General features: G+C 39.5%; 7 protein-coding genes. 4 read left to right on the top strand and 3 right to left on the bottom strand.

The features are described 5' to 3' along the window. The first annotated feature begins 124 nt into the window (after positions 1 to 124). On the top strand, positions 125 to 7,927 hold the full coding sequence (locus H4J46_RS05865; RefSeq protein WP_182232605.1) for an Ig-like domain-containing protein: 7,803 nt from the start codon (positions 125 to 127) through the stop codon (positions 7,925 to 7,927). Positions 7,928 to 8,532: 605 nt separating this feature from the next. Here H4J46_RS05865 and H4J46_RS05860 read toward each other — a convergent pair. After that, on the bottom strand, positions 8,533 to 9,399 hold the full coding sequence (locus H4J46_RS05860; RefSeq protein WP_182232604.1) for a LysR substrate-binding domain-containing protein: 867 nt from the start codon (positions 9,397 to 9,399) through the stop codon (positions 8,533 to 8,535). Between the two features lie 221 nt (positions 9,400 to 9,620). Between H4J46_RS05860 and H4J46_RS05855 the strand changes: the two genes are divergently transcribed. Next, positions 9,621 to 10,751, top strand: a complete 1,131-nt coding sequence (locus H4J46_RS05855; RefSeq protein ID WP_220462955.1) for an S-(hydroxymethyl)glutathione dehydrogenase/class III alcohol dehydrogenase — start codon at positions 9,621 to 9,623, stop codon at positions 10,749 to 10,751. A gap of 124 nt (positions 10,752 to 10,875) precedes the next feature. Next, complete coding sequence (gene fghA / locus H4J46_RS05850) at positions 10,876 to 11,727, top strand: S-formylglutathione hydrolase (protein ID WP_220462954.1); 852 nt, start codon at positions 10,876 to 10,878, stop codon at positions 11,725 to 11,727. A gap of 278 nt (positions 11,728 to 12,005) precedes the next feature. Here fghA and H4J46_RS05845 read toward each other — a convergent pair whose 3' ends face one another. Further along, the gene (locus tag H4J46_RS05845; protein ID WP_182232603.1) at positions 12,006 to 12,665 is read right to left on the bottom strand and encodes a response regulator transcription factor; all 660 of its coding nucleotides are present in this window, start codon (positions 12,663 to 12,665) and stop codon (positions 12,006 to 12,008) included. Next, positions 12,655 to 14,061: a cache domain-containing protein gene (locus tag H4J46_RS05840; RefSeq protein WP_182232602.1), complete on the bottom strand. Its 1,407-nt coding sequence runs from the start codon at positions 14,059 to 14,061 to the stop codon at positions 12,655 to 12,657. Before H4J46_RS05840 ends, H4J46_RS05845 begins: the two co-directional genes overlap by 11 nt. A gap of 197 nt (positions 14,062 to 14,258) precedes the next feature. On the opposite strand from H4J46_RS05840, the gene H4J46_RS05835 reads away from it, so the two are divergent. After that, positions 14,259 to 15,338, top strand: coding sequence for a TRAP transporter substrate-binding protein (locus H4J46_RS05835; protein WP_182232601.1), 1,080 nt, complete (start codon positions 14,259 to 14,261; stop codon positions 15,336 to 15,338). The last annotated feature ends 27 nt before the right edge of the window (positions 15,339 to 15,365 follow it).

The raw sequence follows: 15,365 nt of genomic DNA, 5'->3' as shown, positions 1-15,365 counted from the left end.
TGTTAAAAAATGTTTAATTCTCTTTGTATTATGTTGCTGTGTGTTTGCAGGCGCTAAGTAAAAGTCAAACGCAGGGCTTGTTTTGTTGTGCTTCGCTTAAAAATAACAAAAAGAGTATCATTAAATGAATAAAAAAATGTCTTTTATACCCAGCCTCTTCCAAGCTTTGGCACTTGCGGGTTGCCTAATGTGGAACTTTTTAAGCCATGCCGTGCCCTTGAGCACGCCAATATTTAGTGTGAGCTTTTCCCCGACAGCGATAGGTCCTGGTAGTGTCTCAACTATGACCTATACCATTGACAACTCGGCGCAGGCAACCGGTGTTAGTGAACTTAACTTTTCCGATACACTCCCTGCCGGTATGACCATCGCCTCACCGGCTTTTGCACTCAATACTTGTCTTAACGGTAGCTACTCTTCCACACCAGGGAGTAGTGCGATCTCCTTTAGTGATTACCGTTTAAACGCGGGTGCAAGCTGTAGTTTTCAAGTTGATGTTACTAGTAGCTCTGGAGGTGATCATAATAACATCACTGGCGCACTAAGCACTAGCGCTGGCAGTGCGGGTACGAGCTCAGCGATATTAACAGTCGATAATAATCGTCCCGGTCTTAGTATGGATTTTTCACCGGCTACAATTGCTCCAGGCGCGATTAGTACTTTAACTTATACCATAGATAATAGTGCTAATGGCTCGGATATTAGTTTTTTAGCGTTTAGCCATAGCTTGCCAACTGGACTAATTTTTTCTCAGCAGCCTAATATTACTGATAGCTGCTCAGCAACGGTGGTTGTAGAGCCTAGCTCTTCCACATTAGCCAGCGAACGTGCAGCTGTTAGTGCCGGTGCAACCTGTACTGTTTCAGTAGATGTAACAGCGCCTTCTGCTGGCGTTTATCAGACTAAAAGTAATGATTTATCACGGTTTGGTAGTAATCCCAGTGGTCAGGCTAGCGCTGAACTAACAGTGGCTAGTTCATTTATGTTTATGACCTTTCCAAATACTAGTGTCCCCGGTGCAACGGTTGACCTTATCTATACTATTAATAATTTTGATAGGGTTAATGCCGCTGAAAACATCAGTTTTACCAATGATCTTGATGCGACATTAAGTGGACTAACAGCTACAGCACTGCCGGCTGACGGTTTTTGTGGTGCTGGTTCTAGCCTAACAATACCAAGCCCAATTTTAGGCAGCAACGGCCGCAGCTCAGGTCCAAGCCCGATTACCGTTACGGGTGCTAATTTGTCGGCAGAAGCTTCGTGTACATTTAAGATCAGCGTATTAATACCTGCAAGTGCCGCTGCCGGGAATTACACTAACACCACAAGTGTCATTAGTTTAGTTTTAGGTTCGGCCACTACTAAAGCCGCCGTGGCTAATATACTGGCAATTAAAAAGGCACCACAAGTTAGTATGTCTTTTCTCAGCACCCCTGTTAAAAGTGGTGAAAACGTGACCTTGCGTTATGTTGTTACAAACACCGATACCACGAACAGCGCTTCTGATTTAAACTTTACTATGCTTATAGGTTCTATAGTGGCTGGTATGGTGCCTGATACATTACCTAATGCAGATACCTGTGGCAATGGCAGCACCTTCTCAGCACCCCAAACTAGTTCTGAGCCGTATCTATTCAGCTTTTCTGGTGGTGTAATAAGTGCTGGGGGCAGCTGTACCTTTGATCTTGTGCTTAGCTTACCTGCAGACATTTCTTTTGGTATACATTCTATCACTACTTCAACTATTGCTGGCATTGTTAATGGTGAAACTGTTTATGGTAATCAAGCTCAGGACACTTTATCGGTTATTAGTGCCGCTAAATTGTCGTTGGCAATTGTTGAAGAACAAATAGCGCCAGGGGGGCAAGTGACCTTAGAGTTTACGCTTGATTACAGTGAAAGTGCTTCCGCAGATGTTTCCAACCTTGCTTTTACTGTTGATTTGGATGCTGGTTTGAGTGGATTGACTGCAGTATCAATACCTTCTGGTGACGTCTGTGGTGTTGGCTCGACTATTAGTGGCAGTTCAATACTCACATTTTCTAACGGCTCTTTATCAAGTGCTAACCAATGTACTTTTTCTGTTACATTGTTAGTACCCAATAATGCAGCTCCTGATATTATTACGCTAAACAGCTCAGTAGTAGCAGGAAGTACCGCTGGGCAAGCAGTTAACAGCGCTGCAGCCTCCGATACCCTTGTAATCAGTGCCTTGCATTTAACTAAGTCTTTTAGTCCTGATGTTGTGTTAGCTGGTAGTAACGTTTCGCTGACTTATACGCTTACTAACACCTCTGCTGATGCTACATCTATTGGATTTACTGATTCAATGACTTCAGTGATTAACTCATTGCAGGCGAACAATCCGCTTACAGACCCTTGTGGCGTCGGGTCAAGTATCACAGGTACAACATTTTTAAATTTTGCAGGAGGAAATTTAGACTCTGGAGCATCCTGTACCTTTACTGTTGATCTTCAAGTACCAGCTGGTGCGGTAGATGGAGTATACAATAGTGTCACTAGCGATGTTAGTGCCTCTGTTAATAGTATTATTACAACCAGTGTTGCTGCAACGGCTACATTGGAAGTTCAATCGTTAACGGCATTGCTTACAAGCACCGCTGGCAATCCAACAGCCAGTAACCCTATACTTGTTAATATTAATTTTAGCCGCGAGGTCATCAACTTTACAGTAGATGACTTAGTTGTTAATAATGCCACCTTAGTTAACTTTAGTGGTTCAGGTAAAAGCTATCAGGTGGATCTTATTCCCTCAAGTAACGGCAACGTGACGGTAGATTTACCCGCTAATAGCGTTGATGATCTGGTAGAAAATAGCGTTAAAAACCCTTCGTCTAACCAGCTAACGCTTGAGTATAACAACAATCCCTCTATATCTGTGTTAGTTCCAGCAGCTAATACACAAGTGCAAGGCAGCAGTTTCAATATCTCTGGCACTAGTCCCACCAACGGCATGGTAATCTACCTTTACACCGATAATAACAACGATGGTGTTGCTGATAATAATACGGCGTTGGCGTCTGTATCTGTTAATGAAGGCAGTTGGGCATTAGCTGCCCCAGTTACGCTCGGTAATACGAATGACTTTTTAGTGGGCCTCTATAATCAAACAACACAGTTGATAGAAATTATCGATATACCGACGATCACAGAGATAACAAATTTTGCACCAGTCATCAGTGGTTCGCCGAGCAATACTGCAATAGAGGATTTAGTGTATACTTTTACGCCAACGGTAACAGATACAAATAGCAGTGATGTACAAACCTTTAGTATTAATATCAAACCTAGCTGGGCAACCTTTAGTACTTCAACAGGTAGCTTAACGGGTACACCCACTAATGCGGATGTGGGTACAACTGCTGGTATTGTCATTAGTGTTACCGATGCTGCTAATGCATCAGACAGCCTAGCAGCCTTTAGTCTGACGGTATCAAACACCAACGATGCACCGGTAATAACAGGTACGCCAGCCACAACGGTAGCTGAAGATGCCACTTATAGCTTTACCCCAACAGTTTCTGATGTTGATAGCGGTGATACCCAGACCTTTAGCATTACCAATCAACCCACATGGTCAGTGTTTAATACGACCACCGGCGCCTTAACTGGGACACCGGTTCAAGCCCATATAGGTACCACCTCAGGTATTATTATCAGTGTCAAAGATGCTGCGAATGTAACGGTAAGCTTAGCGGCCTTTAGTTTGACGGTAACAAACACTAATGACGCCCCGATAATTTCTGGTACGCCAGCCACAACGGTAGCTGAAGATGCCACTTATAGCTTTACCCCAACAGTTTCTGATGTTGATACCGGTGATACCCAAAGCTTTAGCATTACCAATAAACCTAGCTGGGCAATATTTAGTACTTCAACAGGTGGCTTAACGGGTACACCAAGGAATACCGATGTGGGTATAACTAGTGGTATTGTCATCAGTGTGACTGATGCTGCGAATGCAAGGGTTAGTTTAAGCGCATTTACTATCACGGTAGCAAATACTAACGATACCCCTATAATATCTGGTACGCCAGCCACAACCGTAGCTGAAAATGCGACTTATAGCTTTATTCCAACGGTTTCTGATGTTGATACCGGTGACACTCAAACCTTTAGCATTACCAATAAACCTAGCTGGACAGCGTTTAGTACGACCACCGGCGCCTTAACTGGGACACCGGTTCAAGCCGATATAGGTATAACCTCAGGTATTGTCATTAGTGTGACCGATGCTGCGAATGCAACGGTAAGCTTAGCGGCATTTACTATCACAGTGTCAAATACTAATGATGCACCGATAATTTCTGGTACGCCAGCCACCACCGTAGCGGAAGATGCTGCTTATAGCTTTATTCCAACAGTGAGTGATGTTGATGCAGGTGATACTCAAAGCTTTAGCATTAGTAATAAACCTAGCTGGGCAAGGTTTAGTACCTCGACAGGTGCATTAACGGGTACTCCTTCGAGAACAGATGCTGCAGATTATGCAGATATTGTGATTAGTGTGACTGATAGTGCCAATGCCGTAGGAAGTTTGCTTGCCTTTACTATTACGGTGACTAATACCAATGAAGCTCCAGTCGCAGATGCACAGACCCTATCACTTGAAGAAGATAGCGATTTAACCATCATATTATCTGCCGAGGACTTTGATGAAGATGAATTAACCTACGTTATTTTGACCGATCCAGTGCACGGATCTTTAGTTCAATCGACTGATAGTATATGGATTTATATAGCTAATACAAACTTCAATGGCACTGATAACTTCACTTATAAAGCAATGGATGCAGAAACTGATTCTGCGCCAGTAACTGTTGAGTTAACTATTAACCCTGTTAATGATGCACCTGTCGCTAAAGATGACACCATTGTTCTTACCTATAGTGAAAGCGGACGTTATATACTTGATGTGTTAAATAATGACAGCGATGTTGATGGCGATTTTTTGAGCATCATTGATGCTAGTAGCGCTATTGGTAATGCGAGCATCGAAGTAGGAGAGTTAATTTTTCAGATACAAGGTGTTTTCGAAGGTGAGATTAAATTACAGTATGCTATTAGTGATGGTAATGCCGCAAAGGATATCGATAAGAGTAAAGCTAACATAACACTTATTTTTGATAACCATATTGATGTCTTACTGCCTGTTATTACCCTACCTCAGGACATTGATATTAATGCGACGGCTTTATTTACTAAGGTTGACTTAGGTGTTGCTACGGCCATTAACAGCGAAGGTGGTTCAGTACCTGTTTTTCTTGTTGATGGCATTACACGCTTTGTCCCGGGTAATAATTTGGTCTATTGGCAAGCGCAAGACAGTGATGGCTTTAAGCGACTTGTTACGCAGCGTGTTACTGTTCAGCCATTAGTTAATATTGCTTTAGACAGCAAAGGTACTGAGGGTTCTCATTATAAAGTAGCTGTTCACTTAAATGGTGAGTCACCGACTTATCCTGTCATCATTCCTTACTCTGTAAGTGGTGATGCGGATAGCAATGACCATGACTTAGTATTAGGTGAGCTTATCATTGATGCTGGTTTATTGGGCTACATCGAATTTGATACCTTTAGTGATGGGGTAATTGAAGCTGATGAAGCCGTTGTTATTACTCTTGATGATAACGTTAATTTAGGTGCGAAGTCAGTATTCACCTTAACTATTACTGAAGGTAATCTTACGCCACAAGCAAGTATTACGGTTTCTCAAGATAATGAACAACGGACACTAATTGATAAAACTTTAGGGGAAGTGGTTATTAGCAGTGAAATATTCGATGCTAATAATGATGATAACCATAGTTACGCTTGGATGAGTGTTAGTGGTGTATTAGTTGACAGTGATACAGAGGATACAAGCTTTACCTTTGACCCCAAAAATGTAGCAATAGGACAGCAAAAATTGTCACTTAACGTCACCGATAATAATGAGTTGCCATTAAGCACTACAGTATTTGTCTACCTTGATATTGTTGAGGCATTACCGACATTGACTGATATTGATAGCGATGGTGACTTAATTCCTGATAATGCTGAAGGCTATGGTGATGCAGATGATGACGGTATTGCTGATTACTTAGATAACAATAATAGTCGTTGTAATATACAAACTTCAGAAATAAGTCAGCATGAGTTATACCTTATTGAGACTGAGCCAAGTACTTGTTTACGTCGAGGCATTAATACGGCGAGTAATCAGTCTGGTGCATTACTACTGAGTGTAGATGAAGTTATCAATGATAATGAAGCGACAAATGTTGGTGGTATTTTTGACTTTATCTTAAGTGGGTTACCTGTTGCAGGGCAAAGTATTAGCCTGGTATTACCGCAACGCTTACCTATTCCTGAAAATGCCATTTATCGTAAATTAACGTCAGATAAGGTTTGGGTTGAGTTTGCTGTAGATACTAATAATTACTATTCATCAGCCGCTGGAGAAATTGGATACTGTCCTGCGCCAAATGATGATAGCTGGACCCTTGGGTTGACCGCTGGCCATTGGTGTGTACAGTTAACACTAGAAGATGGTGGCTTAAATGATGACGATGGTGTTGCCAATAATCGCATCGTTGACCCTAGTGGTGTTGCTGTTTTTAACAACAATAATACCTTACCAGAAATTATATCAGAGCAGGTTGTGACAACAGAAAATAAATCAGTGACAATTGATGTGCTTGCTAATGATATAGATAGCGATGGAGACAGCTTGAGTATTACCAGTGCAAATGTTGATTTTGGTAATGTGACGATTGTAGACCAAAAATTATACTATCAACCAGGCGCTAATTTCTTTGGTTTAGCGACCATTGTTTATGGTGTGAGTGACAGTAACAATGGTGTAGGCTTTGGTGATGTAGCTGTCAACGTTATTGAAAATACAGCGCCTGTTACTGTAGATGATAGTGCCACTACGGATGATAGAACAGCCATAACTATTGATGTACTAGCGAACGACACTGATGTTGATAACGATGAATTAACTTTAATAAGTGTTAGTGCAGAGCAGGGTAGTATAATTATAAGCAATAACATGCTGGCTTATACACCACGTGCTGGTTTTGACGGTGTTGATACCGTTACCTATCACATTAGTGATAATAATGGCGGTGAAAGTCAAGGGCAAGTTGCGGTCACAGTTAATGCTTATGAAACCATTATTATTACCAATAAATCGAGTGGCGGTAGTTTTGGGCAAATCAGTTTACTGCTAGGAAGTGTCGTGCTATTTATTCGACGAAAAAGCACTTTAGTGACGTCTAAAGCATTAATAGGTAAAATATTAATGCAATGCTTAAATTTATGGGTGCTGCTTAGCTTGAGTATAAGTTTGAGTAGCTATGCTGCTCAAGCACCAAAGCTTGACACTTTCATTAAAGCTGAACTTGGTCAAGCGAAAGCAAAAGATTCAGGGGTTTTTAAGCACGTTCCTGTTGGGGTTATTACTCAAATTGATAACAAAGCAACAAGCTGGTCTATAGGTATAGGGACTAATATCACCACGGATTGGAGTGTAACACTGAGCTATGTTGATATGGGTAAAGGGTCTTTAGCAATAATGGGCGATACACTTATCGTGAGTGAGTATCACCAAAGTGTTGCTAAAATTGTGCCTGTTTTAGTTAAAGGAATCGGACTTAATGGTCACTATCATTTTTTACAAAGTGAGCAATATAATGTCTCTGTTCTATTTGGGGTGTTAATTTGGGATAGCGATGTTGTTAGTGTCTATGAAAATCAACACATTGATCATCATAACGACGGTATTGATATGTATTATGGCATTGAAGGCACTTATAAAATAGATGAGGTGTGGGGAGTTAATGCTGGCATTAAGCGTTATGCGCTTGATGTTAATGATGTTAATATTTTCTATTTAGGATTGACATATAAATTTTAAACTTTAATTTAAAATATTTATGTCGCACTTAATCTTGCATGTGTGCAAACTGTATTCACTGAGTGTAAAATGAGACTTCAAATACTAAAAACATAGATTTAAGTAAAATACACCTATGACAGAGTGTATATTTTATTTCTTAAATATACGGGCAAAGGCATATATGATAAATACCTGTTGCACTTTATACTCTAGTACTGCAGTAGGAATATGAAATGTTAGTGTTGTGAATAAAATACAACTGCACAACATATAAAAAAGTAGCTATAAGTACTGAACTTAAAAAGTGCCGACGTAATCCAGCCTAATCTGTAAGGTGACTGTGAGGCCGTCATTATTAAGCCAAGCCATCCATCCCAGTAAGTATCAATATGTGCTGCTTTATTGCAAAGAATGCTTGCCCACAGGTTTTCTAAGAGCAATGAAAAATTGCAGTCATTTAAGAAAGTAATCTAACAAAGTCACCAAATAAATATCAGCGAACTTAGTCAGCCGTTATTACATCGGTTGCTTTTTGTAATGACAGCGCTATTTAATCGCTAGGACTTATGTTTGGCTATTTATAGCGAAGGGATATCATTAACCAGCGGTTAAAACTCAACTGATTACACTAACTGCTCAGCCAAGTAGTCCACCAGTAGCCTTATTCTGGGAGATAAATGTCGATTTTGTGGGTAGACTGCCCATATGCCCTCATCAAGAGCACGATAATTATCTAATAAAGAGATCAGTTCACCACTTTGTAGATGTTGTTGCACATAATAATCGGGTAATTGCACTATGCCTAAACCTTTGAGTGCGGCATCGGTTAAGCTATGACCACTGTTATAGCGTAATCGACCTTTGACGCGGACACTTTTTTCTTTATTTAATTCTCTAAAGTGCCAATAATCTGCTGTGCCCAATAAACAGTTGTGTTTACTTAGCTCTGATATAGAGTGGGGTATGCCATGACTGTCGAGATAACGTGGCGAGGCACAAACATAGTTGGTTCGTTTACCTAATTTTTTTGCCATCATCGATGAATCACTTAATTTGCCAAGACGAATGGCTAAATCATAACCATCTTCGGCTAAGTCAATTTGTCGGTTACTTAAGTAAGCTGATACTTCAACATCGCTATAGCGCCTTACAAAATTATTCACTAGTGGCAATATTTGTTTTTCACCATAGGTAACTGGCGCGGTGAGTTTAATTTTACCTTGAGGTTTTGATTGCAGATTGGTGATTGCACGCTCTGCCGCGTCTAAGCCATCAAGTACGCTACGACAGTGCTGATAAAAAACCCGTCCTTCTTCTGTTAAAGAGACTTTGCGGGTAGTGCGGTAAAATAACTTTATATTTAGGCGCTTTTCTAACGCACTTATTTGACGGCTTACTTGCGCTGTTGATATGGCCATTTTTTTTGAGGCCAGTGTGAAGCTCTCATTTTCGGCGACATATACAAATTCGCTAATCCCTTCCCACTGCATAATTGTTACCTATATGTACAAATACTTTTATAAATTATTATATTATCATTTTTTAGGAAATAATTATAATAGCCTTTAGTAATACCAGATTACTGTGGTTATTGTTACCACTTGGTAAAAGTGAATTGTAATCTAGTGGTATTATCATGCCTAAAAGAATGTATTAAACTACAGTTAATAGTAAAAGTAGAAATATCTATCAATTGAAGGTGAGCATAAATATGTCAGACAAGTTTATTAAATCAAAAGCGGCTATTGCTTGGGGACCTAAGCAACCATTATCCATCGAAGAAGTCGATGTGATGTTACCACGTAAAGGCGAAGTGCTAGTAAAAGTTATCGCCTCAGGCGTATGTCATACCGATGCATTCACCCTTTCAGGAGAAGACCCAGAAGGTATATTTCCCGTTATTTTAGGCCACGAAGGTGGTGGTATTGTTGAACAAATTGGTGAAGGTGTCACTAGCGTAGAAGTGGGTGATCATGTTATTCCTTTATACACACCAGAATGTGGCGAATGTAAATTTTGTTTATCGGGGAAAACTAACCTTTGTCAAAAAATTCGTGAAACTCAAGGTCAAGGGCTAATGCCTGATGGCACTACACGTTTTTATAAAGACGGCCAACCCATTTTTCATTATATGGGCTGCTCTACGTTCTCTGAATACACGGTATTACCTGAGATTTCTTTAGCAAAAGTGAATAAAAATGCACCGTTAGAAGAAGTTTGCCTATTAGGTTGTGGCGTTACTACGGGTATGGGCGCGGTGATGAATACGGCGAAAGTTGAAGAGGGCGCAAGCGTTGCTATCTTTGGTCTTGGTGGTATTGGTTTATCGGCAGTTATTGGCTCAACTATGGCGAAAGCGAGCCGTATTATTGCGATTGACATTAACGAAAGTAAGTTTGAGTTAGCCAGAAAACTTGGTGCTACTGATTGTATTAATCCGAAAGATTACGATAAGCCGATTCAAGACGTGATTGTTGAATTAACTGATGGTGGTGTTGATTACTCGTTTGAATGTGTGGGTAACGTCGACTTAATGCGCTCTGCTTTAGAGTGTTGTCATAAAGGTTGGGGTGAGTCAGTCGTTATTGGTGTTGCCGGTGCAGGGCAAGAGATAAAAACCCGTCCGTTCCAACTGGTGACTGGGCGAGTATGGCGTGGTTCAGCGTTTGGTGGTGTTAAGGGACGTACTGAATTACCAGATTACGTGGAACGTTACTTACAAGGTGAATTCAAATTAAGTGATTTTATTACTCATACTATGGCACTTGAAGATATTAATGATGCGTTTGAATTGATGCACAAAGGCGAAAGTATTCGCAGTGTTATTCACTTTGATAAGTAAGCTTGATTTTAATCGCTGTGACTTATCTTAAAAATAAATTGCAAGCTAACTTAATATAATTTTTTCCCCCTTTTTTACAGCATAAGCTGTAAGCACAAAAGGGGGTAATATGGTGAGGTGTACCATGACAATTGAGCATTTAATAGAAAACGTAAGTGTAAACAAAAATTTTGGTGGCTGGCAGAAACAATATAGCCATCAATCCAAAATATTGAATTGTACTATGCGCTTTGCTATTTACCTGCCGCCGCAAGTATCAAACGGCGAAAAAGTACCCGTATTGTATTGGCTTTCAGGCTTAACATGCACTGATGAAAACTTTATGCAAAAAGCCGGTGCACAGCGTATAGCTGCTGAATTAGGTATAGCTATTGTTGCTCCAGATACTAGTCCACGCGGCGATGATGTTGCCGATGATGAAGGTTATGATTTGGGTCAAGGCGCAGGCTTTTATGTCAATGCCACTCAAGCACCTTGGAATCGTCATTATCAGATGTACGATTATGTGGTTAATGAGTTGCCAGCGATAATTGAAGCTACATTTGAAGTGTCAGATCAACGCGCTATTAGTGGTCATTCGATGGGCGGACACGGTGCATTAACTATTGCGATGTTAAATCCTGAGCGCTACAGCTCAATGTCGGCATTTAGCCCCATTTGTAATCCAGTGCAAGCGCCTTGGGGCAAAAAAGCTTTTACCACTTATCTAGGTAAAGACAAAGCTGATTGGCGCAATCATGATGCCAGTGAATTAATGCGCAAAGCCACAGCGTTTATTCCAGCTAAAGTGACTCAAGGCGGTGCGGATAACTTTCTGGTTGAGCAGTTAAAGCCTGAAACATTAGTAGCGGCAGCTAAAGTTAATGGTTATCCATTAGCGTTAACTATCCATGAAGGTTATGATCACAGTTATTACTTTATCTCATCATTTATTGAAGAGCACTTACGTTTTCATGCTCAGCACTTTACCCAATAACAGCATCACGGCCGTTGCGCGATTTGACGGCCGTTTTTACGGCATTAACATGGATTTTTCTGCTTTATTTAGAGCTTAAAAAGCTAACTTTTATATCGATAGGGTTACTACCGTAAAGTATTAACTTTTTTGTGACAGGTAATTATAGCCTGGTATCTTAGGGGGCAAGCTAATGAACATCAGCATTAATTCTACAGATGACAATTAACAATACAGTGTTTTTTAGCTTATATTTTCTCTTTTACAACCTATTATGCGCTATCTTCTGAATACTCTTCTCATTCTCCTTCTTTATTAATTAAGCCATGGTTAATAGCAAAGCGAACAAGGTCAGCTAGTGATTCTATATTGAGTTTAGCCTTTATATTGCGACGATGAGCTTCAACAGTACGAAAGCTTATGTCGAGCTTTTTAGCGATATCTTTACTGGAAAAGCCTTGTGCAACAAATGAGAGAATAACTTGCTCACGTGTGGTTAATTTATCGTTTTCTATTTTCAATGGACTTTCTTGTAACATTTTTGCAATCGAACGACTAAAGTGGCTATTACCTTTGGTGACCGCCTTTATTGCAAAATAAACTTCCTCTGATGAAGTGTCTTTTAATATGTAACCTGCAGCGCCGGCTTGAATCGCGCTGTGAACAAACTCAGAACTATTATGCATAGTAAAAATTAACACTTTAGTATCGGGCAGTTGCTCGGTAATAATCTCTGTTGCATCAATACCATTCATTATTGGCATACTGACATCCATCAAGATAACATTGGGTTTGAGCTCGTTAGCTTTATTCAGTGCATCTTTACCATCATGAGCTACGCCTATTACTTCGATATCATCGTAATAAGCCAGACAAGCAGACAATCCCCCTTGAACCATAGGGTGATCATCGACTAATAAAACTGATATTTTTTCTTGTTGTTTATTATCATGTATCATTTTTTTTTACTGCTCGATTTAAGTGATTAAAATAATTTGCAAAACTTTTAGTTGGGATTTTAACTGTTATTTCAGTGCCGGTTTGGGATGAGCTTATATGAAATGTACCCAGCTGATATTCAACACGTTCAGCCAAGTTTCTTAAGCCAATACCTGAGTGCTTTTGTTTCGTTATCGCGTTTACGTCAAAGCCTACACCATCATCTTTTATACTCAAGGTTAGCCAAGTTTGTTGTATTGAAATGTCAATTAATATGCAGTTAGCGCCAGCATGTTTTTTAATATTGGTGAGTGACTCTTGCACCACGCGATAAAGCGTTGTATTAATAAAATCAGGTAGCAGTTTTTTTAATAATGGTTTGCTGACTTTTATCTCAATGTTTGTTTGTTTAGCGAAATCACGACTGAGGTTTTCAATGGCGGCTGACAAACCTAGTTCGTCTAATATTTGGGGATGCATATGATGAGATATTCTTCGCACTTCGTGAATAGCAAAGCCTAGGTTATCTTCCGCCTGTTTAAGTGATACCGGCTTTTCTTGTTTGTTTTTTCGAAGAAAAAAAGTAGTGGCTTCGAGCGAATATTTAATTGAAATTAAGGTTTGAATAATACCATCATGTAACTCTCTTGAAATATACCGGTTTTCTTCTTCTTGCACATCAATGATCCGTTGACCTAATTCACTAATTTTTGCTTCAGCTCTTTTTTTATGACTTAGATTAACAGCAAGGCCAAATAAAAATATAAAAAATATGGACGAAAGCGCCACAATCAAAATAATTTTTTTGGTATAATTAATATGTAAATCAATCTCTTTATGTAAGTTGTTGAGTTGTGAGTAGACATCATCTAAATAGACTCCAGTGCCTAACATCCATTGCCATTTATCAATGTAAATAGAATAGCCCAATTTGGGCGCTTTCACTTTTCCTGACGGTTTAAGCCAGTTATAGCGATAAAATCCTCCACCAGCATGAGCATTCGCCAATAAAACTTGAATGATTTTATCGCCATTTTCACCTTCTAAATCCCACCAACTTTCCCCAACTCTATCTGGCTGTTTAGGATGAACAATAGCGATGGCTTTATCATCATAAATAAAAAAATAGCCATCATCTCCGTTGTACAGCATATTTTTAAAGATGTTGGCTACCGCAACTTTAGCCATGTCTTTTTTATCTTCTGATAACTCAGCCATATGATCGACCGATGAAAGTGCAATGGCAATATAGTTTTTTAATTCTTGTTCTTTTTGGGTAATAAGGAAAGTTTCCAGCGTTTTAACATTAAGATCGGACAATTCACGATATTGACTAGAAACGAAATAATAGATAATAAAAGAGGTTAAAATAACCTGAATTATGGCAAGATAAAACATCCGTAATGGAATTCTCATGTCAACAGCCTTTCTTAATATCAATATAAAAAATTTAATCATCGCAAAATTAGCACTAACTTTCTATCATAGATAAATATTTAGGTACTAATACCTAGTAAAGAAGTCTAATACTTACTTACGGGGTATTATGTGAAAATTGATTACTTACGCAACAATGGGTTGTTTAAAATAAACTAATAGGTGGAAAGGTGAACATGTTAAAAACCTCAATACTAAAAGCAATATTGATTGCATCAGTTGCATTCTCTGGATTTGCAAATGCTGATGCTGACGATAACAAAAAATACCGATGGAAATTAGCGGAAACTTGGGGGCCTAATTTTCCTATATTTGGTGACGCCTCAAAAAATATGGCTCGTTTAGTTGACGAAATGTCAAATGGGCGATTAACCATTCGTATTGATTCTTCAAACAGACACAAGTCAGCCTTTGGTATTTTCGATTTTGTTAAAAATGGTCAATATCAAATGGGACATTCGGCTTCTTATTACTGGAAAGGGAAAGATTTTAATACGATGTTTTTCACTACACTTCCTTTTGGTATGACGGCACCTGAGCAATATGCTTGGTTTTACCATGGTGGCGGCATGGAATTAATGAAGTCGGTATATGACAAACACGGCATCATGTCATTTCCGGGCGGTAATACCGGTAATCAAATGGGGGGTTGGTTCCGTAAAGAAATCAATACTGTTGAAGATCTTAAGGGCTTAAAAATGCGCATTCCTGGATTTGCTGGTGAAGTACTTGCTAAGCTAGGGGCTAAACCGACCAATATTCCTTCTGCCGAACTCTATACGGCGCTAGAAAGAAATACTATTGACGCATTAGAATGGGTTGGCCCATCGCTTGATCTTAGAATGGGTTTTCATAAAATAGCGCCGTATTATTATACTGGTTGGCATGAACCTGCGACAGAACTGCAGTTTATGGTTAATCCAGAAGCTTATAATTCATTACCTGAAGACTTGCAAAAAATTCTAACAGCAGCAATGAAACTGGCCGCTTATGATATGTACATTCAGTCGATGCATGAAAGTGGTAAAAATTTGGCTACTATTCAAGAAGATTACCCTCATGTAAAAATTAGATCGTTTCCAAAACCTGTTATGACAGCAATCAAGCTCGCAAATGATGAACTTTTGCTAGAAGCAGCAGAGAAAGATCCTAAAACAAAAGAGATTTTAGATTCAATTTCCACTTATCAGAAACAAGTACGTGCCTGGACTAACTTTTCAGACCGCGCTTACCTCGATAACTTTGATTCGAAATAATTAACCTTTAACCATCACACACATACC

Origin of the sequence: Colwellia sp. MB02u-6, assembly GCF_014077095.1 — a bacterium.
GTDB lineage: Bacteria > Pseudomonadota > Gammaproteobacteria > Enterobacterales > Alteromonadaceae > Cognaticolwellia.
Note: the sequence above shows the minus strand (reverse complement) of the source record. Positions and strands in the feature narration are given on the sequence as shown.